This window comes from Phytomonospora endophytica, assembly GCF_014202425.1.
GTDB lineage: Bacteria > Actinomycetota > Actinomycetes > Mycobacteriales > Micromonosporaceae > Phytomonospora > Phytomonospora endophytica.
In genome coordinates, this window is sequence record NZ_JACHGT010000002.1 from 238,932 (window position 1) to 257,714 (window position 18,783).

The 18,783-nt window shown below is 72.4% G+C and carries 22 protein-coding genes; 9 read left to right on the forward strand and 13 right to left on the reverse strand.

What is annotated here, in order from left to right; all coding sequences use genetic code 11:
* The first annotated feature begins 1 nt into the window (after position 1).
* Positions 2-181: a DUF6104 family protein gene (locus HNR73_RS04240; protein ID WP_184785940.1), complete on the forward strand. Its 180-nt coding sequence runs from the start codon at positions 2-4 to the stop codon at positions 179-181.
* Between the two features lie 58 nt (positions 182-239).
* Here the strand turns inward: HNR73_RS04240 and HNR73_RS04245 are convergent, their stop codons facing one another.
* The 4 genes from HNR73_RS04245 to HNR73_RS04260 all read right to left on the reverse strand — a co-directional run bounded on the left by HNR73_RS04245 (position 240) and on the right by HNR73_RS04260 (position 3,037).
* Complete coding sequence (locus HNR73_RS04245) at positions 240-857, reverse strand: hypothetical protein (RefSeq protein WP_184785941.1); 618 nt, start codon at positions 855-857, stop codon at positions 240-242.
* Positions 854-1,507, reverse strand: coding sequence for a hypothetical protein (locus HNR73_RS04250; protein WP_184785942.1), 654 nt, complete (start codon positions 1,505-1,507; stop codon positions 854-856). Before HNR73_RS04250 ends, HNR73_RS04245 begins: the two co-directional genes overlap by 4 nt.
* A gap of 38 nt (positions 1,508-1,545) precedes the next feature.
* Positions 1,546-2,523, reverse strand: a complete 978-nt coding sequence (locus HNR73_RS04255; RefSeq protein WP_184785943.1) for a Gfo/Idh/MocA family protein — start codon at positions 2,521-2,523, stop codon at positions 1,546-1,548.
* Positions 2,524-2,626: 103 nt separating this feature from the next.
* Positions 2,627-3,037, reverse strand: coding sequence for a DUF6463 family protein (locus HNR73_RS04260; protein WP_184785944.1), 411 nt, complete (start codon positions 3,035-3,037; stop codon positions 2,627-2,629).
* A 102-nt stretch (positions 3,038-3,139) separates the two neighbouring features.
* Between HNR73_RS04260 and HNR73_RS04265 the strand changes: the two genes are divergently transcribed.
* Positions 3,140-3,712, forward strand: coding sequence for a TetR/AcrR family transcriptional regulator (locus HNR73_RS04265; RefSeq protein WP_184785945.1), 573 nt, complete (start codon positions 3,140-3,142; stop codon positions 3,710-3,712).
* A gap of 452 nt (positions 3,713-4,164) precedes the next feature.
* Here the strand turns inward: HNR73_RS04265 and HNR73_RS04270 are convergent, their stop codons facing one another.
* Positions 4,165-4,965 carry a helix-turn-helix transcriptional regulator gene (locus tag HNR73_RS04270; protein ID WP_184785946.1) on the reverse strand — a complete coding sequence of 267 codons (801 nt, stop codon included), beginning with the start codon at positions 4,963-4,965 and terminating at the stop codon, positions 4,165-4,167.
* Between the two features lie 110 nt (positions 4,966-5,075).
* Between HNR73_RS04270 and HNR73_RS04275 the strand changes: the two genes are divergently transcribed.
* Positions 5,076-5,432: a VOC family protein gene (locus HNR73_RS04275; protein ID WP_184785947.1), complete on the forward strand. Its 357-nt coding sequence runs from the start codon at positions 5,076-5,078 to the stop codon at positions 5,430-5,432.
* A gap of 40 nt (positions 5,433-5,472) precedes the next feature.
* Here HNR73_RS04275 and HNR73_RS04280 read toward each other — a convergent pair whose 3' ends face one another.
* Positions 5,473-7,119, reverse strand: coding sequence for an FAD-dependent monooxygenase (locus tag HNR73_RS04280; protein ID WP_184785948.1), 1,647 nt, complete (start codon positions 7,117-7,119; stop codon positions 5,473-5,475).
* Positions 7,120-7,295: 176 nt separating this feature from the next.
* Between HNR73_RS04280 and HNR73_RS04285 the strand changes: the two genes are divergently transcribed.
* Positions 7,296-8,366 carry a TDT family transporter gene (locus HNR73_RS04285; RefSeq protein ID WP_239122018.1) on the forward strand — a complete coding sequence of 357 codons (1,071 nt, stop codon included), beginning with the start codon at positions 7,296-7,298 and terminating at the stop codon, positions 8,364-8,366.
* Here HNR73_RS04285 and HNR73_RS04290 read toward each other — a convergent pair.
* Both HNR73_RS04290 and HNR73_RS04295 read right to left on the reverse strand, forming a co-directional pair.
* Positions 8,363-9,286 (reverse strand): LysR substrate-binding domain-containing protein, encoded by a 924-nt coding sequence (locus HNR73_RS04290; protein ID WP_184785949.1) that lies wholly within the window; start codon positions 9,284-9,286, stop codon positions 8,363-8,365. The two genes, HNR73_RS04285 and HNR73_RS04290, sit on opposite strands and share 4 nt — an antisense overlap.
* A 125-nt stretch (positions 9,287-9,411) precedes the next feature.
* On the reverse strand, positions 9,412-10,299 hold the full coding sequence (locus HNR73_RS04295; protein ID WP_184785950.1) for a winged helix-turn-helix domain-containing protein: 888 nt from the start codon (positions 10,297-10,299) through the stop codon (positions 9,412-9,414).
* Between the two features lie 147 nt (positions 10,300-10,446).
* Between HNR73_RS04295 and HNR73_RS04300 the strand changes: the two genes are divergently transcribed.
* Complete coding sequence (locus HNR73_RS04300; protein WP_184786309.1) at positions 10,447-10,941, forward strand: DUF5946 family protein; 495 nt, start codon at positions 10,447-10,449, stop codon at positions 10,939-10,941.
* On the opposite strand, the gene HNR73_RS04305 is transcribed toward HNR73_RS04300, so the two are convergent.
* Genes HNR73_RS04305 through HNR73_RS04315 form a run of 3 tightly spaced genes read right to left on the reverse strand, consistent with a single transcriptional unit; the run spans position 10,938 to position 12,753 of the window.
* Complete coding sequence (locus HNR73_RS04305; RefSeq protein ID WP_184785951.1) at positions 10,938-11,486, reverse strand: YciI family protein; 549 nt, start codon at positions 11,484-11,486, stop codon at positions 10,938-10,940. The two genes, HNR73_RS04300 and HNR73_RS04305, sit on opposite strands and share 4 nt — an antisense overlap.
* Before the next feature lie 8 nt (positions 11,487-11,494).
* A complete protein-coding gene (locus HNR73_RS04310; RefSeq protein ID WP_184785952.1) occupies positions 11,495-12,457 on the reverse strand; it encodes a zinc-binding dehydrogenase in 963 nt (320 codons plus the stop codon).
* Positions 12,458-12,498: 41 nt separating this feature from the next.
* Positions 12,499-12,753 (reverse strand): hypothetical protein, encoded by a 255-nt coding sequence (locus HNR73_RS04315; protein WP_184785953.1) that lies wholly within the window; start codon positions 12,751-12,753, stop codon positions 12,499-12,501.
* Positions 12,754-12,861: 108 nt separating this feature from the next.
* Between HNR73_RS04315 and HNR73_RS04320 the strand changes: the two genes are divergently transcribed.
* Together HNR73_RS04320 and HNR73_RS04325 are read left to right on the forward strand one after the other, a co-directional pair.
* Positions 12,862-13,476 (forward strand): hypothetical protein, encoded by a 615-nt coding sequence (locus tag HNR73_RS04320; protein ID WP_184785954.1) that lies wholly within the window; start codon positions 12,862-12,864, stop codon positions 13,474-13,476.
* 26 nt (positions 13,477-13,502) lie between these two features.
* A complete protein-coding gene (locus HNR73_RS04325; protein WP_184785955.1) occupies positions 13,503-14,111 on the forward strand; it encodes a hypothetical protein in 609 nt (202 codons plus the stop codon).
* 1,537 nt (positions 14,112-15,648) lie between these two features.
* Here the strand turns inward: HNR73_RS04325 and HNR73_RS04330 are convergent.
* The gene (locus tag HNR73_RS04330; RefSeq protein ID WP_184785956.1) at positions 15,649-16,743 is read right to left on the reverse strand and encodes an NAD(P)-dependent malic enzyme; all 1,095 of its coding nucleotides are present in this window, start codon (positions 16,741-16,743) and stop codon (positions 15,649-15,651) included.
* Between the two features lie 191 nt (positions 16,744-16,934).
* On the opposite strand from HNR73_RS04330, the gene sodN reads away from it, so the two are divergent.
* Both sodN and HNR73_RS04340 read left to right on the forward strand, forming a co-directional pair.
* Positions 16,935-17,348 (forward strand): superoxide dismutase, Ni, encoded by a 414-nt coding sequence (sodN, locus tag HNR73_RS04335; protein WP_184785957.1) that lies wholly within the window; start codon positions 16,935-16,937, stop codon positions 17,346-17,348.
* A 135-nt stretch (positions 17,349-17,483) separates the two neighbouring features.
* Positions 17,484-17,891: an ATP-binding protein gene (locus HNR73_RS04340; RefSeq protein ID WP_184785958.1), complete on the forward strand. Its 408-nt coding sequence runs from the start codon at positions 17,484-17,486 to the stop codon at positions 17,889-17,891.
* A 385-nt stretch (positions 17,892-18,276) separates the two neighbouring features.
* Here the strand turns inward: HNR73_RS04340 and HNR73_RS04345 are convergent, their stop codons facing one another.
* Positions 18,277-18,534: a WhiB family transcriptional regulator gene (locus tag HNR73_RS04345; RefSeq protein ID WP_184785959.1), complete on the reverse strand. Its 258-nt coding sequence runs from the start codon at positions 18,532-18,534 to the stop codon at positions 18,277-18,279.
* Positions 18,535-18,783: the final 249 nt, after the last annotated feature.

The following is an 18,783-nucleotide window of genomic DNA, read 5'->3' on the forward strand; positions in this document are numbered from 1 at the left end:
GGTGTACTACACGGATCGAGGCATCGAGGAGCTGGAGCAGCGGCGCGGTGAAGAGGAGGTCAGCTTGAACTGGCTGGCCGCGCGGCTGCGGGAGTTCGTCGACGACAACCCCGAGTTCGAGGTCCCGGTCGAGCGGCTCGCCACCTGGCTGGCGCGCCTCGACGACGAGGACGAGGACTAGGAAGAGCTACCAGAAACGCGCCGCCGGTGTTCACCGGCGGCGCGTTTTCACGTCGTCCTCAAGCAGCGGCGATGAAGACTCCGACGGCCAGCTGGAGCTCCCAGAACTCCTCGCTCTCGGGGTCGGCTTCGATGTCCGGGGACAGCGAGAAGGTGTAGACGGTGTCGACGGGGACCTCAAGGCTGAGCGGCCGGCCACCGTCGCCCGGGCACGGCAGTTCGACGTATTCGCCGTCGCTGTCGGGGTCGGGCGCGGGGTCGTCCCCGCCGTAGACGGTCAGGCCGATCTTCAGGTCCGCCGCCGCGTCGGAGTCCTGGTCGAGGCGGCAGGCCGCGTACAGCTTCCACGTCCCGGCGGGCAGGGCAAGCAGGGAGCTTCCGCTCATCGCGTATGGGCTTTGCACCACGACGGTCTTGGTGGCGACCTTGACGCCCTCGGGGGCCGCCGCGAGGGCCTTCTGGGCGTACTCGCCGGTGGTCTCGGTGATCGGGTCCTTCGCGAGTTCACCGAGCCAGCTCTCGACGGCCATCGACGGCGCGGCGACCGGCGGGTGCTCCGGGGGCCTGGTGGCGGCGACGGCGTATCCGGCGAAGCCCGCGATGAGGGCGGTGACCCCCACCAGCGCCGGTTTCGACCAGGGGCGGCGGATCATGCCGAGCAGTCCGTAGGGGTTCACGGTGTCGCCTCCGGGACGAGCCAGAGGCCGAGGAGCCACGGCGGGCCGCCTTCCTCGCTGGGTTCGGTGAAGGCGTCGAACCACAGGGCGCCGAGACGGTCGAATCGCAGGGTGTGCTCCATCGTCATCGTCTCCGACGGGCACGGGATTTCGAGCGCGAAGTCCCCGGCGGTGGTGCGCATGTCGATGGCGAGCTTCTCGGCCTTGCGGTCCGTGCCGAGGCGTCCGCAGCGCAGGTGGACGCGGTAGACGCCGGGCTGGGCGGTGACGCCGACGGAGAGGTAACCGGCGTCGGGTTCGAGGAACCGGGGCGCGAGGTCGGTCCCGGCGGGTGTGCCGGCGCTGACCCAGGCGCGCAATTCGTCCATCGTGGACGGTGGGGTGGCCGCCTCGGGCTGCGACTCGGCGGTCGCGCGCTGGAAGAGCACCATGGCCGCGACGGTCGCGAGCACGGTGACGATCACCGTGACCGAGACCAGCAGCCAGCGGGTGGCCGTCGGCCGGACGTCGCCGACGGTGTCGGCACCGGTGGAGGTGGGCGTGGACCGGGAGTCGGACGGCGGACCCCACGAGGTGGGGTCGTCGACCGGACCCAGGTCGATGACCGGTTCGCCGGATTCGGGGCGGACCGGCCCGTACCAGGGCTGCATATGGTGCAGATTAACCAATCCGGGCTAGGGGCGGGGGTTCACTCGTCGGCGTAGACGACGCCGAGCCGCGCTCGGGCCTCGTCGAGCACGCCCATCACCTCAAGGGTGGCGCGCCACGGCACCAGCGGGCTCTCGGTGAGCCCCTCGCGCAGGCAGCGCATGGCCTCGACGGCCTCGTGGACCATGCCGTTGCCCTCGTAGGGGACGGTGATCTCCTCGACCTCGCCACCGCGCTTCAGCACCAGCGCGCCCGGCCGGAAGAAGGGGCTCGGCAGCTCGATGTGGCCGAGCGGGCCGCCGACCGAGGCGATGCACGGCGAACCGCCCTCGATGCCGCAGGACAGCATCGCGATCGCGTTGTCGTAGCCGAGGACGAGACCGGCCATGGCGTCGACGCCCTCGGGTGTCTTCCAGCCGGAGACCTGCACGGACTCGGGCGCGCCGAGGATCATGTGCGCGAAGGAGACCGGGTAGACGCCCAGGTCGAGCAGGCCACCGCCGGCGAGTTCGGGATCGCGCAAGCGGTGCTCGGGCTCGAAGGGGCCGGTGAGGCAGAAGTCGGCGTGCACGACGCGGACCGGGCCGATGGCGCCGTCGGCGATGAGCTCGTTCATCTTCCGGATCGCCGGGATGGTGCGCATCCACATGGCCTCCATGAAGAAGAGGCCGCGCTCGCCCGCGAGGTCCACCAGGTGCTGCGCCTGGGCCCGGTTGAGGGTGAGCGGCTTCTCGCACAGGACGGCCTTGCCGGCCTTGAGGCAGACCTCGGCGGCGGCGAGGTGGGCGTTGTGGGTGTTGGCGATGTAGACGATGTCGACGTCGGGGTCGGCGGCCAGGCCGGCCCAGGAGCCGTGCGCGCGGGGGATGTCGTGGGCGTCGGCGAAGGCGCGGGCGGACTCCTCGGTGCGGGAGCCGACGGCGACGATCTCGGCGCCGGGGGCGAGCCGGAGGTCCTTGGTGAAGGACGAGGCGATGCCGCCGGTGGCGAGGATGCCCCAGTTGATGGTGTCGGTCATGTCGTTCCCGTCTGTCGCGTGCGTGAGGGCGCGAAGATCAGCCTACGGCGAAGGGCACGCCGGCAGGTGCCGGCGTGCTCGCGGGTGACGTGTGACCGTCTCGTCAGGGCGCCGAGGGCGCGGGTGCGGCCGGGGTGCGGTTCGCGCGGCGGGCGCGGTGGGCTCCGGCGATGAGCAGCCCGGCCGAGACGAGGTCGACGGGCCAGGGCGACGGGCCGAAGATGACGCCGCAGATGACGGCGTTGGCGGCGAAGATCCAGGCGATGAAGGTCGGCGGCACGATGCCGCGCCGGTCCATCCACAAGATGAGCAGGCCGAGGACGATCTGGAGGGGCCCGAAGCTGCCCAGGCTGAACCAGTAGGCGCCGTTGGCCTGGCTCATGTCGGTGAGGGGCTCGTTCCAGACGCCGGTGGTGAACCACGCTTCGGCGTGGGTCGGGGCGGTCAGGGCGAGGGCGATGATGGTGTGTCCGACGCCGATCAGGAGGATGAGTCGTCCGGCCCATTTGATCATCGGAGCTCTCCGTTCTCACGGGCTTGTTATACGGTGGCGTACAAGTTGAGGCTAGACCCGTTATACGGTTCCGTACAACGGCTTGCTGGAGTGAGGTGGGTCATGGGCGCGCTGCGCACACCGCGCGAGGCGTGGATCGAGGAGGGACTGCGCGCGCTGGCCGACGGCGGGGTCGCCGCCGTGCGCGTCGAGGCCCTGGCCAAGGCGCTCGGAGTGACCAAGGGCGGCTTCTACGGCTACTTCGCCGACCGGGACGCGCTGCTGTCGGCGATGCTCGACGTCTGGGAACGCGAAAGCGTCCACGACGTCCTCGAAAAGATCGAGGAACAGGGCGGCGACGCCCTGGACAAGGCGCGGCTGGCCGGACGGCTCACCTTCTCCGGGGAGCGGCTGCGCCCCATCGACCTGGCCGTCCGCGACTGGGCCCGCCGGGACGACGCCGTCGCCGAACGGCTCAAGCGCGTCGACAACGGGCGCATGCAGCTCCTGCGCGACGCGATCGGGACCTTCTGCACGGACCCCGAGGAGATCGAGGCGCGCAGCCTGCTGGCGTTCTGCCTGGCGATCGGCAGCCAGTTCCTCGCCGCCGACCACCCCGGACGGACACGACTGGAAGTGCTGACGCGGGCCGGGGATCTGGTCCTCGACCGGAGGTCACGGCCGACGGAGGGCTGAGGCCGGGGGACGCCGCTGCGCCGGACGGGTTCCGCGACGCTCGCGGGGGGCGCGAACCGCGTGACCCGAGCTCGGCGCGCCCGAGTGGAGAGGCGACGGCGAACACCGCCCACCCCACGACGGCGCGAGACCGGTGCCGGCCCCCGCCGGACCCGCACGGACGCCCGAACATCACAAGGTCCGCGACACCCACGACGGCATCGACCTGGGGTGCCGGCCCCGCCGGACCCGCACGAACGCCCGAACATCACAAGGTCCGCGACACCCACGACGGCATCGACCTGGGGTGCCGGCCCCGCCGGACCCGCACGAACGCCCGAACACCACGAGGTCCGCGACACCCACGACGGCATCGACCTGGGGTGCCGGCCCCGCCGGACCCGCACGAACGCCCGAACCACGTGACCCCGGCGCGACGTGCCCGCGTCGAGAGGAACGGCAGGGCCGCGCCCTCACCCCCCGGGCAACCCCCTCCGCACCCCGCTCGGCGTCTCCCCCGCGTGCTGCCGCACGGTCCTGGTCAGGTGCGCCTGGTCGGCGAAGCCGAGACGCGCGGCGAGCGCGGCCAGGTCCGTCTCCCCGGCCTCGATCCCGTCGAGGGCGCGGGCGACGCGCACGCGGTTGCGGTAGCGCGTCAGCGACACTCCCGTCACGGCGCTGAACGCACGGCTCAGGCGGTACGGCGATGCCCCCAGCAGAGCGGCGAGCGGCAACAGGCCCACGGCCGCGGGGTCGTCGGCGAGGACGACCTCACGGGCGGCCGCGGCGAGGCGTTCGGCGGCCGGGTCGTGGGGGCGGTGGGCGGGGACGGCGCCGGTGGCGGCGCGCCCGATCGTCGCGGCGAGCAGCGCGAGGAGCCGCTCGGTCAGTGCGTAGTCGACGTCTTCGCGCGCGGCGAGGAGTCGCCGGTGGGCGAGGTCCACGCGGGCGTCGACGTACGCCCAGGGCCGCACCGGTGTCTCTCCCACGATGTCGCGCCACAGTTCCGGCGCGAGGTGGAGGGCGGTGCACACGTCGCCGCCGGCCGGGTGGGCGAAGGAGTCCTCCTCGCCGGGCGTGCCGAGGTAGGCGGTGGTGCGGTCGAGGTCGGTGACCGCGCCGGGTGTGCGGCGCCGGAAGCGCCCGGCGCGCACGAGGACGAGCCGGTGACCGGTGTGGGCGTCGGGCGGCGACCAGCCGGTGTGGTCGTCGCGGCAGATCACGGCGCTGACCTCGAAGGCCGGGCGTCGCGCGATGGTCGTTGCCGACAGCATGGGCGCAGGCTAGCGCCGGGGTACGACGAGGCCGCAAGAATGTTCAAGCCGTGCGCGCGGGATGGACGGAGGCTCGTGGTGAATCGACCAGTGATCACCAGGGAGACGCCATGAGCGCCATTGGGAAACTGTCCGCCGTCATCCTCGACTGCCCCGAGCCGGCCGTGCTCGCCGAGTTCTATCAGCGGCTCACGGGGATGGCCGTCGGCTACCGCGACGACGACCTGATCTACCTGGGCGACGACTCCGGCGTCCAGCTCGGTTTCCAGCGGGTCGCGGGGTACACCGCCCCCGGCTGGCCCGACGACGCCAAGCAGGCCCACGTCGACGTGTCGGTGGCCGACGTGGAGGTGGCCGTGAAGGAACTGACCGCGCTCGGTGCGACGGTGCCGGAGTTCCAGCCCGGCGACGGGTGGACGGTGCTCGCCGACCCGGCGGGGCACCTGTTCTGCGTGTCGGCGGGGTGAGAACACGTCCCCGCGGACCTCGGTGTCCGCGGGGACGTGGTCATCCCAGCACCGAATGCGTGGGCGTCAGAGCGGGCGTCGTCGCGTGCGTCACGACCCAGGCCCCGAGCAGGTTCGGCAGCAGCCCGGCCCCGGCGCGCGGGAGCTGGAAGCCGAGGTAGCCGTCGGGGCGGATGAGCAGGAGGTCGCCGTCCTGGGCGCGCAGGCGCGTACGGAACTGCCTGCGCGTGTCGACCAGGACGGGGACGGCACCGTCGGCGGGTAGGCCCTCGGCGACGAGGAGGTGCGGGCGCACGAGGCCGTCGTAGGCCTCGCGGACCTGCGCGAAGAGGTCGGCGAGCGCCTCCCGTTCGGCCCGGGGCTGGGCCTGCGAGGTGCAGCCGATGAGCAGGTAGCCCGGCCGGCTGAGCAGTTCGTAGAGCCGCAGGTCGGGGTCGCCGATCGAGGCGGTGAGGACGTCGGGCACGCGGTCCCCGGCGGCGCGGGCGCCGTGTTCGCGGTGCGAGCGGGAGAAGGGGGTCTGCCGGTAGTGCAGGCCGAGCTGCGAGAACAGCGTCCCGAAGCGGTCCTGCACGGTCTCGGTCGCGAGCAGGCGGCGCATCACCGGGCCGGTGAGGTTCCGGACCAGCGGTGACACCGACTGCTTGCGCAGCAGGCCGTTGAGGCTTTCGGCCGCGCGCATGGCCTTGGCCCCGGCACCGTGCCGTTCGGCGTGGTAGGTGTGCAGGAGGCTGTCGGAGGCGAGGCCGCGGCACACGTAGGCGAGTTTCCAGCCCAGGTTGACCGCGTCCTGGATGCCGACGTTGAGGCCGAGCCCGGCGATCGGCGCGAAGCGGTGGGCGGCGTCCCCGGCGAAGAAGACGCGTCCGGCACGGTAGTGGTCGAGCAGGCGCGGGGTGGTCTCGTGGCGGCCGATCCAGCGCGGGTCGCTCAGGCGCAGCGGGATCGGCGCGATCGCGTCGACGGCCTCCTGCATTCCGGTGAGCGTCGGCTCGGGCGGGGTGCCGGTGAGGTCGAGGACGCTGACGCGGACGTGTCCGTCACGGTAGGGGAGCAGGAGCACGACCCCGGTGGGGGCGGAGTAGGCGGTGACGACCCCGGCGGCGAAGTCGCCGTCGACGCGCACGTCGGCCGACACCGCGACCGACGTCGTCCCGCCGCGCGCGGTGACGCCGAGGCCGGCGGCGAGGACGCTGTCGGCGCCGCCGCAGTCGACGGCGTAGCGGGCGTGCACGGTGACCGGTCCGCCCGGGCCCTGGAGCACGGCGCCGACGCCGGTGGCGTGGTCGGTGAGCTCTTCGACACGGTGGTGCCAGCGCACGTCGGCGTGGTCGAGGAGCGCCTCCTCCAGCGCGGGCTGGGGCAGGACGAGAACGTAGGGGTGGGCGGTGTCGAGGCGGTGCAGTTCGATCGAGGCCGTCCGGCGCGGTCCGGCGACCAGGTGCACGGCGTGCGCGCGGTGGCCGCGGCGGGCCAGTTCACCGGCGACGCCGTGCGGGCCGAGGAGTTCGAGCGTGCGGGCGTGCAGCACGACCGCTCCGGAGCCGCGGGCGACGCGTTCGGCGCGGCCGCCGGCGTCGGCGAGGACGACGCTCGCGCCGTGCCGGCGGAGCTCGGCGGCGAGGGTCAGGCCCGTGGGCCCGGCACCGATGACCAGTACATCCGTTCCTACCGTGTCGATCGCCATCGCCGCGCCCCCTTCATTCGAGACCGCCGTACCCTCGCATCAAATTATGTGCGCGCTTCGGCCGCCTTGCCGGGTTATGTCCCCTAAACGACCGCCGCTGAGTCATAGTCGGCGACTATGACCCGGCAGCAAGACGAGGTCTGCCGCACGCCGCCCGGGGCGACCAGGCTGGAACGGTGACCTCTCCCGCACTGACTACCCAGTCGCACACCCTCGTACGCCACATCGGGCCGAACTGGTTCGCCTCGGTCATGGGGACCGGCATCGTCGCCAACGCCGCCGCGACCCTCCCCCACCGCCCGCCGTGGCTGCACGCCGCGGCGGGCGTGGTGTGGGCGCTGGCGGCACTGTGGCTGGTGACGCTGACGGTCGCGTTCGCCGCGCAGTGGCTGCGGGATCCGGCGCGGGCGCGCGGGCATCACGCCGACGCGGTGGCGGTCCAGTTCTACGGAGCGCCGCCGATGGCGCTGCTCACCGTCGGCGCGGGCACGCTGCTGTACGGGCCGCCTCTACTGGGCGGCGCCGCGGTGCCGGTCGCGGTGGTCCTGTGGGCGCTGGGGACCGTCGGCGGGCTGGTCAGCGCGGTGAGCGTGCCGTACGCGATGTTCACCCGCGAGGGCCTTGACGGCGACGCGCCCGTCCCGGCCTGGCTGATGCCCGTGGTGCCGCCGATGGTCTCGGCGGCGACCGGCGCGGCCCTCGTCCCGCACGCCGCCGCCGGCCAGGCGCGGCTGACGCTGCTGCTGGCGTGTTACGCGATGTTCGGGCTGAGCCTGCTGGCGACCGTGGTCGTGCTGCCGCAGGTGTGGTCGCGGCTGGCGAGGCACAAGGTCGGTGCGGCGGCGACCGTGCCGACCCTGTGGATCGTGCTCGGGCCGCTCGGGCAGTCGGTGACCGCCGCGGGCGCGCTCGGCGCGGTCGCGGGGACGGCGGCAGACGCTCACCTCGCCGAGGCGCTGGCGTTGTTCGGCGTCGTCTACGGCGTCTGCGTCTTCGGTTTCGCGCTGCTGTGGATGTCCCTGGCGGTGGCGGTGACCGTCCGCACCGTCCGGAGGGGGCTGCCGTTCGCGCCGACGTGGTGGAGTTTCACCTTCCCGCTGGGCACCTGCGTGACGGCGGCGTCGGTGCTGGCCGCGCACACCGGCGCGGTGGCCTACGGCTGGCTCGCGGTCGGCTTGTACGCGGGCCTGGCGGGCGCATGGGGCGCGGTCGTCTACCGGACGGGACGGTTCCTGGCCGGGCGTTAGCCCCTCCCCCGCACCGCCAGGGCCAGCAGGTCGGCCGCCGGTCCGGTCGGCCGCGTGCCCGTCCGCCACACCGCGCGCAGCGAGCGCCGCAGGTCGACGCCTTCGACCGGTACGCGCGTCAGCTGTCCCGCCGCGATGTCGTCGGCGACCGCCAGCGAGCTCAGTACCGCGGCGCCGTCCCCGGCCGCCACGGCGGCCTTCACCGCGGTGGTCGAGGCCAGTTCGAGCAGCGGGGGCGCGGGCTCACCGTGACCGCGCAGGGCGGCGGCGAGGGCCGCGCGGGTGCCCGAGCCCTCTTCCCGGCAGATGAGGGGCGTGGCGGCCAGCTCGCCGGGCCCCAGGGGGTTCCCGCGCTTCGCCCAGCGGTGTCCGGGGCCGACGACGAGGGCGAGTTCGTCATGGCCGACGCTCGCCGAGCGCAGGCCTTTCACCGGTCCGGGTCCTTCGACGAAGCCGAGGTCGGCGTCGCCGTCGAGGATCGCGCGGGCGACCTGGGCGGAGTTCTCCACGCCGAGGGAGACGGCGGTGCCGGGCCGGTCGCGCCGGAGGGCGACGAGCCAGCCGGGCAGGAGGTACTCGGCGATGGTGAGGCTCGCGGCGACGCGCAGGCGCTGGTCGCGCTGTTCGCGCAGGGCGTCGATCCCGGCGTCGAGGACGCGGGCGGCGTCGACGACGGCGCCGGCCCACTCCACGAGCAGCGTCCCGGCGGGTGTGAGCCGTGAGCCCCGTGGGGAACGGGTGACCAGTGGGACGCCGACGAGGCGCTCCATCGTCCGGACCCGGTGGCTCGCCGAAGGCTGACTGATGCCGTACGCGACGGCGGCCCGCCCGATGCTGCCGAGGCGGGCGACCCCGACGAGCAGCTCAAGGCTCGGCAGGTCGGGAACACGCGGGGACAGGGGCGCGGGACCGTCGATCATGGGTCAAGCATGGGGTGTCGGCCCGGATGACGGCATGGCGCACGCCGAAGCGCGCGCCATCCCCCGTTCACCGTCGTGGTGACTTGCCGGGGCCGACCCGCCCGCCGACCCCGGCAACGCAAGGATCATGCGCGGCCGGCGTCCTGCCGCGCGAGCTTTTCGGTCCACGCCGAAACGCCGTCGGCCACCGCCGTCGACGCGGGCGTGATCAGCCGGCGGCCCAGCTCCGTCGGCGAGTGCCGGACCTCGCGCCCGGCACGGACGGTGTCGAGGAGCCCCGCCTGCCGCAGGGCCGTCGCGTGCTCGGAGACCGAGGCCGGGCTGACGCCGAGACGGCGGGCGATCTCGCCGGTGCCCGCGCCGGTCACGGCGGAACGGAGTACGTCGGCGCGGGTGCGGCCGAGGAGCGTGACGAGCGCGTCGGGGCCGTCGTCGCGGGCGACGGGGGCGGCGCCGACGGGGAACGTGAGCGTCGGCTGCGGCACTCCCCGCTCGGTGAACTGCGGGGTCTGCCAGAACACCGAGGGGACGAAGCGCATGCCGCGTCCGGCGAGGTGGATCTCGCCGTCCCGGTGGTGGTCGACCTCCAGGTGGTCGCCCCGCCAGCGGATCGACGGGCCCATCGCGCCGAGGCCGGCCAGGACACCGTGCTTGATGACGGCGTTGGTGACGGTCGTGACGGCTTCGCTCTTGTTGGCCTGCACGCGTTTCCACACGTCGCCGAGGCACGCCTCGTGGTACGCCCGCAAGGCCGTCCACAATGGACCGCCGGAGGGCAGCACGCAGCCGATCGGGATGATCTCGGGCGGGGTGTGCGGCAGGGCCCGCAGGACCCCGACGACGCGCTGGGCCGAGGGCGGGATGCGCGGCAGCGCCCATCGCCGCCAGCGCTCGACGAACTCCGAGCGCGGCGGCGTCCCCAGTGCGTCGAGCGAGGCCGCCACCTCGATCATCGGCGCGTCGGAGACCACCACCCGCCCGAGGTCGGCCATCGTGAACCGGATCCGCAACATTCCTCCACGATGCACGCTCGTCGGCGGCGGCGGGAGACCCGAACCTCGACACTGACGCGAGGTCAGGGTCTAGCGTCGACCCGTCGAAGCGGGCGAACAGCGGATACGCCCGCGGGGCCGCCCACGAGCCGAGGAGCGAGAGTGACGATGGTCACATGTCCGGGATGCGGCCTGGTCACCGGCGAGTCCGCCGGTCCCGTCCCCTCCGAGCGCCACGCCTCACCCGGGTGCTGGGAGCTCTACGAGACCGTCCTGGCCCGCTCCTACGGACTCACCGGATACCGGCCGGTGCACCAGATCGTCGTCGACGCCTACATCGCGCAGCACCCGCTGTCGTCGACCCGGCGCCAGATCGCGGCCGTCGCGCTGTGCCTGATGACGCTGTGCCTGTTCGTCGAGAAGAACGCCGACCCGCGCGACGGGGCCGCGCTGCACAAGCGGATGGTCGCGGGCAGGCCCGACTTCCACGCCCTGCCCCCACCCCCGGCGCCGGGCCTCGTGACGGTCGCCGACGTCGCCGCCGCACGCGACGCCGAGGAGCACCGGCGCCTGGTCTGGGCATGGGGCCGGGCGGTGTGGGCGGCGTGGGAACCCGAGCACGAGACGATCCGGCGCTGGAACGCCGAGGCGCTCGGCACCTAGCGGCGGCCCCCGAAAGTCCACTCGTGGACCTCGATGGCGGCGTAGCGGTCGGCGGTCAGGATTCCGCGCGCCTCGTCGGCGTCGGCCGCCCGCACCAGCATCGCCGTACCGAGCCACGCCGCACCGTCATCGGAGAGCAGGGGGCCGTAGGCGATCAGCCCGTCGAGGTCCGGGACCTCAAGGTCGGCGGCCTCGCCTTCACCGAACGCGAGCACGAGGAAACGCTCGCCGCCTTCGGCGCCGCCCGGGAACTCCCACATCGTGCGGCCGAGGGCGTTGCGCCACCGGCGGATCAGCACGTCGCGGTACGCGCCGGCCTGGTAGTTCGGCTCGTCGAAGGCGAACGCGCGAACCGCCGCCACGTCGGGCAGCTCGACGATGTGCACGCTGCCGGTGAGCGTCTCACCCTTGTCGGCGAAGGTCGGGCCGCGCGCGATCAGCTCCGCCTCGAAACCGTCCATATAGGACCAGTGGGCCTCGCCGAGCTTCTCGCGCAACGGCAGGGAACCCGGCCGGTCCCGGTGATAGCAGAGAAAAGTCGTCATGGCGGAAGCTAACCATGGGTCAGGACGATCTTGCCGAACACGTCCCCGTCGGCCAGGTGCCGCAGCGCATCGGCGGCGTCGGCCAGCGCGTAGGTGCTGTCGACGACCGGACGCACGTCGGTCCGCCCGCACAGGTCGAGCAGGTCGGCGAGTTCCCGCCGGGTGCCCATGGTCGAACCGACGATCTCCAGCTGGAGGAAGAAGACCCGGCGCAGGTCGACGACCGCCTCGTGCCCGGAGGTCGAGCCGGACACCACGATCCGCGCGCCCGGTTTGGCGCACTTGACGGAGTGGTCGAAGGTCGCGGCCCCGACGGTCTCGATCACCACGTCGACGCGTTCGGGGAGCCGCGCGCCCGGCTCGTACGCGTGCGCGCCGAGTTCGGTGACGCGGTCGCGTTTCGCGCCGTCGCGGCTGGTGACGTGGACACGCGCGCCCATCGCCGTGGCCAGCAGGATCGCGGCCGTCGACACTCCCCCGCCCGCGCCCTGGATCAGGACCGAGCCGCCTTCGGGGAGGCGGCCGCGCGTGGTGAGCATGCGGTAGGCGGTGAGCCAGGCCGTCGGCAGGCACGCCGCCTGTTCGGCGGTCCACCCGGCGGGCAGCGGAAGGAGGTTGCGGCGGGGCACCGAGACGCGCTCGGCGAGCGTGCCCGGGTGCAGCTCCGACAGGAGCGTGCGCTTCGGGTCGAGCGTCTCGTCGGGCAGGTCCGGGTCGGCGATGACGGCGTGCACGACGACCGGGTCGCCGTTCTCGTCGACGCCCACGCCGTCGCAGCCCAGGATCATCGGCGTGCGCTCGACGGGCAGGCCGACGCCTTTGAGGGACCACAGGTCGTGGTGGTTGAGGGAACTCGCGGACAGGCGCACCGTCGCCCAGCCCTCGGGGACCTCCGGGTCGGGCAGTTCGCCGACACGCAGCGCGGACAGCGGATCCTCGGCGTTCACGGTGGCGGCATAGGCGGCGAACATGCCCGGACCATACCGGCTGCGAGCACCCGGCGGAGCGGGCCTCAGAGCTCGACGGGAGAGAAATCCCACGAGTGCGGTTTGCGCGTCACCAGGTAGCCGGGCGGTCCCTCCAGCTCACGCGGCTCGCGCCGCCAGCGGGTGATGACCACGATCCGGCTGTCGAGCGAGCTGAACACCTCGGTGCCGACCAGGTTCGGGTCGGCGCCGATGGCGGGCACCGCCCGCTCGCACACCCAGGACAGGACGTCGGCGAGGCTTTCGGGGTGGGCCTGGACCTCCCACATGCGTACGATCACGCGCTCATCCTCCCACCGGGCCCGGCGCGGTCCACTGTGGCCCGAGGGGAACCGAACCGGCCTCCGCGCGGTCCAAGTGTCCACCGTCACTTAGGAAGGGGCAGTCCCATGCGCAGCAGGATCTTCGCGGGAGCGCTGATGGCGGCCGTCGTCCTGGGCGGTTGCGCCCGCGAGCCCGCCGAAGTGGCCCCGCCGGCGGCCGAGGCGCTGCCGATCACGGTGGAGAGCTCGGCCTCCGCGGCCGCGTTCACCGGCAAGGTCGGCGGCGGGATCGCCTTCGACTACGAGCCGACCGCGTCGCCCGCCGCCGCGCGCGAGGCCGCGGACCTGATCGTGCTCGGGACGGTCGCCGACGTGCTCGCGCCCTCCGCCGACGAGAGCACGGCCGCGCGGGCCGGCGGATACGACGCCACGGTCGTGCTGGTCGTCGACGTCGTGGAGAGCCTCGACGGCGAGTCCGCCGAGTCCGTGCGGATCATGCTGCCGACCGGGATGGACGTCGACGCCACGGCCCTGGCGCCGCTGGCGTCCGGGCTGAGCGTGGTCGCGGGACTGACCTCGCACGGCGAGACCGAGTGGCACGCCGCGATCGACGGGCTGTGGTTCCAGGGGACGAAGGACGCCGTGATGCACGGGCCGTACGCCGAGACGTGGGAACTCGCCGAGGCCTGGGGCGGCGTGGAGACACTCGACGCGTACGCGGCGGCGATCCGGGCGGGGTAACGGAACGTGCCCCGTAGCCTTGCCGGGTGGATCCCGAACTGGAGACGGCTTTACAGGTCGTCGGTGTGCTCGCCGGCGCGGCCGGGACGTACTTCGCGTGGCGGCAGTACCGGCTCGCCAAGGACGTCGCCGCGCGCGGGCACGGGCCGAGCGGTGAGGTCTTCCTCACCAAGAACGAGTTCAACGTCGTCTACGCCGGTCTGGGCGTGACGATGCTGCTCATCGCCGGTTACCTGCTGCTGAATCCGAGGACCGCCGACGAGGCGACGCTGTGGGCCGATCGCGGGCTCAGCCTCGCGCTGCTGCTGATGGCCGCGTGGTCCTTCGACCAGAACGAGCGCGAGAACCACATCGAGATCGACGGCGAGGCGCTGACCCTCAGGACACGCGGAAGCGCGCCGATCAGGGTTCCCTGGGACCGGATCACGGCGGTGTCGATCGTGAGGGACGACCGCACCGAGCAGCTGATCATCCGCACCCACGAGCACGGGGGCGTCATCGCGGGACTCGACCCCATGTGGGACGCCGCGATCCGCCCGGGTTACCGCGTGTGCCATCTCCGCGACGTGAAGCCGTCGACGGCGGCGCTGCGGGCCGCGTTGGGTGCGCATTCGGGCGGCCTGCTGCGGGATTGAAGGCTCCGCGGAGCTGGTGGTGGGGGTAGTGGTGGTGGCTGGTGGTCTCGCGGCCGCGCTCGACGCGTGAGCTACGGCGGACTGCCGCGCGGATGGCCGAAGTTCGTGGGAGGCGACGCGGGCGCCGAGGCCGATCGAAGCAGGAAGGCGGAAGCCTCACGGGCGGGCGCGACCCGCACTCCGGTGAACCGCTCGCGGATGTCCCCCGTTCGCGGGAGGCGGGACCTCGCGGCCACGCTCCACGCGCACACTCCAGCGGACCGCCGCACGGATGGCCGATGTGCACGGAAGACGACGCGGCCGCCACGAGCGACCAAAGCAGAAAGACGAAACCCTCACGGGCGGGCGCGACCCGCACTCCGGTGAACCGCTCACGGATGTCCCCCGTTCGCGGAAGGCGGCCCTCGCGGCCACGCTCAACTCGCACACTCCAGCGGACTGCCGCACGGATGGCCGATGTGCACGGAAGACGGGACCTCGCGGCCACGCTCCACGCGCACACTCCAGCGGACTGCCACGCGAACAGCCGAAGTTCGCGGAAGGCGGGACCTCGCGGCCACGCTCCACGCGCACACTCCAGCGGACTGCCGCGCGGATGGCCGATATGCGCGGGAGGCGGGACCTCGCGGCCACGCTCAACTCGCACACTCCGGCGGACCGCCACGCGAACAGCCGAAGTTCGCGGAAGGCGGGACCTCGCGGTCACGCTCCACGCGCACACTCCAGCGGACTGCCACGCGAACAGCCGAAGTTCGCGGAAGGCGGGACCTCGCGGCCGCGCTCGACTCGCACACTCCAGCGAACTGCCGCGCGGTTGGCCGATGTGCACGGAAGACGACGCGGCCGCCACGAGCGACCAAAGCAGGAAGACGGAACCCTCACGGGCGGGCGCGCGACCCGCACTCCGGTGAACCTCTCGCGGATGTCCCCCCTGCGCGGAAGGCGTGGCGAGCGAGGCCGCGGAAGAAGGCGCGAGGTCTCGCGAAGCCGGAGGCGGGACCTCGCGTCCACGCTCGCCTCGCACACTCCGGTGAACCGCCCCGCGGATGTTCCGCGTTCGCGGAGACACCCCGGCCCTCCGAGCGCCGCGCCGACAAACGCAAGAAGCCCGTGAAGCCCGCGCGGTGAGATCGAGGGAGGCCCCCTCGCGAGCCGCACCGCCCCCGCGCTCGGGTCGGCTGCGGCGGGAGCCGACCGGCCCGCGCGGCTGCGGGCGCACCGCCCCCGCGCTCGGGGCAGCTGCGCGCGTCGATCCGCGCTCGGGTCGGCTGCCCGCATCGGTCCGCGCTCGCGAGCGGCGGCGCGAACAGCGGCGCGGGCGCGCCGGGCTGCCGAAACAGGAACCGCGGCACCGGACCACCGCGGTGATCGAGCCGGCGGCGGGCGTCGCGGCAGCCCCCTCGAACCGCACCACCCTCCGCACTCCAGCAAACCGCCCGCGGCAACCCCGCGCCTCGCCGATGCGGCTGCCCCCACACGAAAGGCCGGGAGCCCCCGCGACTCGCGTCGCGGCGTCGGCTCCCGGCCTTCGCGTCGGCTACTTGCGCGCCTCCCAGGCCGCTTTGACGGCCTCGGCGACGGCGATGGAGACCTTCGGGTCGAGCGGGCTCGGCACGATCTTGCCGGGGGCGAGGTCGGCGCCGACGCAGTCGGCGATCGCGTCGGCCGCGGCGAGCTTCATCGCCTCGGTGATGTGCGTGGCGCGCGCGTCGAGGGCGCCACGGAAGATGCCGGGGAAGGCCAGCACGTTGTTGATCTGGTTGGGGTGATCGCTGCGGCCGGTCGCCACGATCGAGGCGTACCTGTGGGCCACCTCGGGCGCGACCTCGGGCGTCGGGTTGGCCAGCGCGAAGATGATCGCGTCGTCGGCCATGCCTTCGAGCGCGGACTCGTCGATGCTGCCGCCGGACACTCCGATGAGGACCTGGGCACCGCGCAGCGCGGTGGCGATGTCGCCGCGCAGTCCGCTCGGGTTGGTGATGGTGGCCAGTTCCTCCTTCACCGGGTTGAGGTGCTCGCGTCCACTGTGGATGATGCCGCGCGAGTCGCAGACGACGATCTCGCCGACACCGGCGGCGTGCAGCGCCCGGCTGATCGCGACACCGGCCGCGCCGGCGCCCATTACGACGACGCGGAGGTCGCCGAGCTTGCGGTCGGTGACCCGGACGGCGTTGCGCAACGCGGCGAGGGTGACGATGGCGGTGCCGTGCTGGTCGTCGTGGAAGACCGGGATGTCCAGAGTGGACTCAAGGCGCCGCTCGATCTCGAAGCAGCGCGGCGCGGAGATGTCCTCCAGGTTGATGCCCCCGAAGGACGGGGCGAGGCGGGTGACCGTCTCGACGATCTCGTCGGGATCGGTGGTGTCGAGGCAGATCGGCACGGAGTTCACGCCGGCGAAGGCGCGGAACAGCGCGGCCTTGCCCTCCATGACCGGGAGGGAGGCCTTCGGGCCGATGTCGCCGAGACCGAGCACGGCCGTGCCGTCGGTGACGACGGCGACGAGGTTGGACGTCCACGTGTACTCGGCGGCGAGCGTCTCGTCGGCCGCGATCGCGCGGCAGACCTCGGCCACACCGGGGGTGTACGCGATGGACAGATCCTCCTTTGTGGACAGTGGCACTCGGGAGGACATCTCAAGTTTGCCGCCACGGTGGGCCGCGAAGATAGCGTCATGCTGCGGATTTGCCACCCGACGACACTAACCCCAGAAAGCGCACCCGGCCCACAGGCGGCCGGGTGCGTCCCATTTCCTGGGTGCCGCCTTCTGCGGTAAGGACCGCGAGTATGGTCGGCTCGGACGATCATCTACAGCTGGAGGATCCGATGCGTCTATCCCGTGTGATCAGCCTGATCACGCCGCACGCCGTCGCCGAAGCCCACTGCGACCTTCCCTGCGGCGTGTACGACCCGGCGCAGGCCCGTATCGAGGCCGAGTCGGTCAAGGCGATCTGCGAGAAGTACCAGGCCAATGAGGACCCGGAGTTCCGTACCCGGGCGCTCATCATCAAGGAGCAGCGCTCCGAGCTCGTCAAGCACCACCTGTGGGTCCTGTGGACGGACTACTTCAAGCCGCCCCACTTCGAGAAGTACCCGCAGCTCCACGCGCTCGTGAACGAGGCGACGAAGCTCGCCGGCGCCTCCGGTGCGAAGGGCTCCGCCGACCCCGAGGTCGCCGACAAGCTCCTGGCGAAGATCGACGAGATCGCCAAGATCTTCTGGGAGACCAAGCAGGCCTGAGCAGGCTCATGACCGCATCCGGCCCGGGCGGGCCGGATGCGGTCTTTTCAATGGCGCGTGACCCCGGCGAGGTCGGCTTGACACGCCGCGGCCGAGACGGTTCCGTACCATGACGTGGACGACACGGGGAGGAACATGGACGAGGCAGAGGTCATCGAGGTGCAGGTGCCCGTCGACCCGGCGTACCTCGCCGTCCTGCGGACCGCCGCGGCCGGGCTGGCCACGCGGCTGCGCTTCACCCTCGGCGAGATCGAGGACCTGCGCATCGCCGTCGACGAGGCCGCCGCGATGCTGATCGCCGGTGGCGGCAAAGGCCCGTCGGGGGGCGGGATCGCGCCCGGAGCCGAGATGACCTGCCGCTTCGACGTGACCGAGGCCGACGTCACCGTCTCGGTGTCGGTACCGGGCACGGGACGGCTGCTGGGCACCGACACGATCCCGTGGCGGGTACTCAACGCGCTGACGGGGACGGTCTCGACGCGCGAGTCGGAGTCGTCGACGACGATCACCCTGGTCAAGAACCGCACCGACGGGAACGACTAGGACGCCGGTTCCCGCGTCGCACAAGTCGCACAGTCCCGGCGATGGGCCGAAAGTGGATCCCCGGAACGCTTAAACCTTCCCCCGGGACGCCCTTTCGGTGTTCCGGCGGGTCGATCACCGAGAGCCGGACTCTCCGCCGTGGCCTCACCCGTTCCGGGGAACCGCCGAGCACCGCGAGAAGCCCGAGACCGTCCGGACCCGGACTTCGCGGGCCGCCGCGAGGTGGGCCGTTCGAGGGCCACGGCCGCCGCGAAACGGAGTCGTTCGCCGGATTCGCCATCGCGCCTCACCCGTTCCGGGGATACCCCGCACGTCCACCCCTGAACGCAGTCATCCCCCCATCCCGGGGAACAGGATGGGGGGATGACTGGAAAACGCCTGCCGGTTATACGGCCTCGACGGAAAGGGTCCGAACACCACCGCGACGCTTCAGCGCCCGGCGTTCGTCCTCACTCATTCCGCCCCACACTCCGGCGTCCTGGCCACTCGAAAGAGCCCACTTCAGGCACTCTTCGGTGACCGGGCAACGCCGGCAGACCGTCTTGGCCTGCTCGACCTGGAGCAAGGCGGGACCCGTGGTGCCGATCGGGAAGAAAAGCTCGGGGTCCTCGTCCCGGCAGATGGCGTGGTGGCGCCAGTCCATGAGTACAACTCTCCTTGATCTGAATAAGTGATCTTGCGAACGAAACTCAACGTCTATGCGCGTACGTGGCTCAAGTTGCGCGACGCATCTATGCGCGGCCTCGTACCAGCGACCTTGTGAATGCTTTCACGAACTCGCGCGATGTCAAGGGGGAAACTCCAGGAAACTTCGGCTACGTGAGGAACCTCACGGGGCTTTTGTCCGATTTTGCCCAAGCTTCACAAGGCCGTTCCACTTGCCTGTACGGCG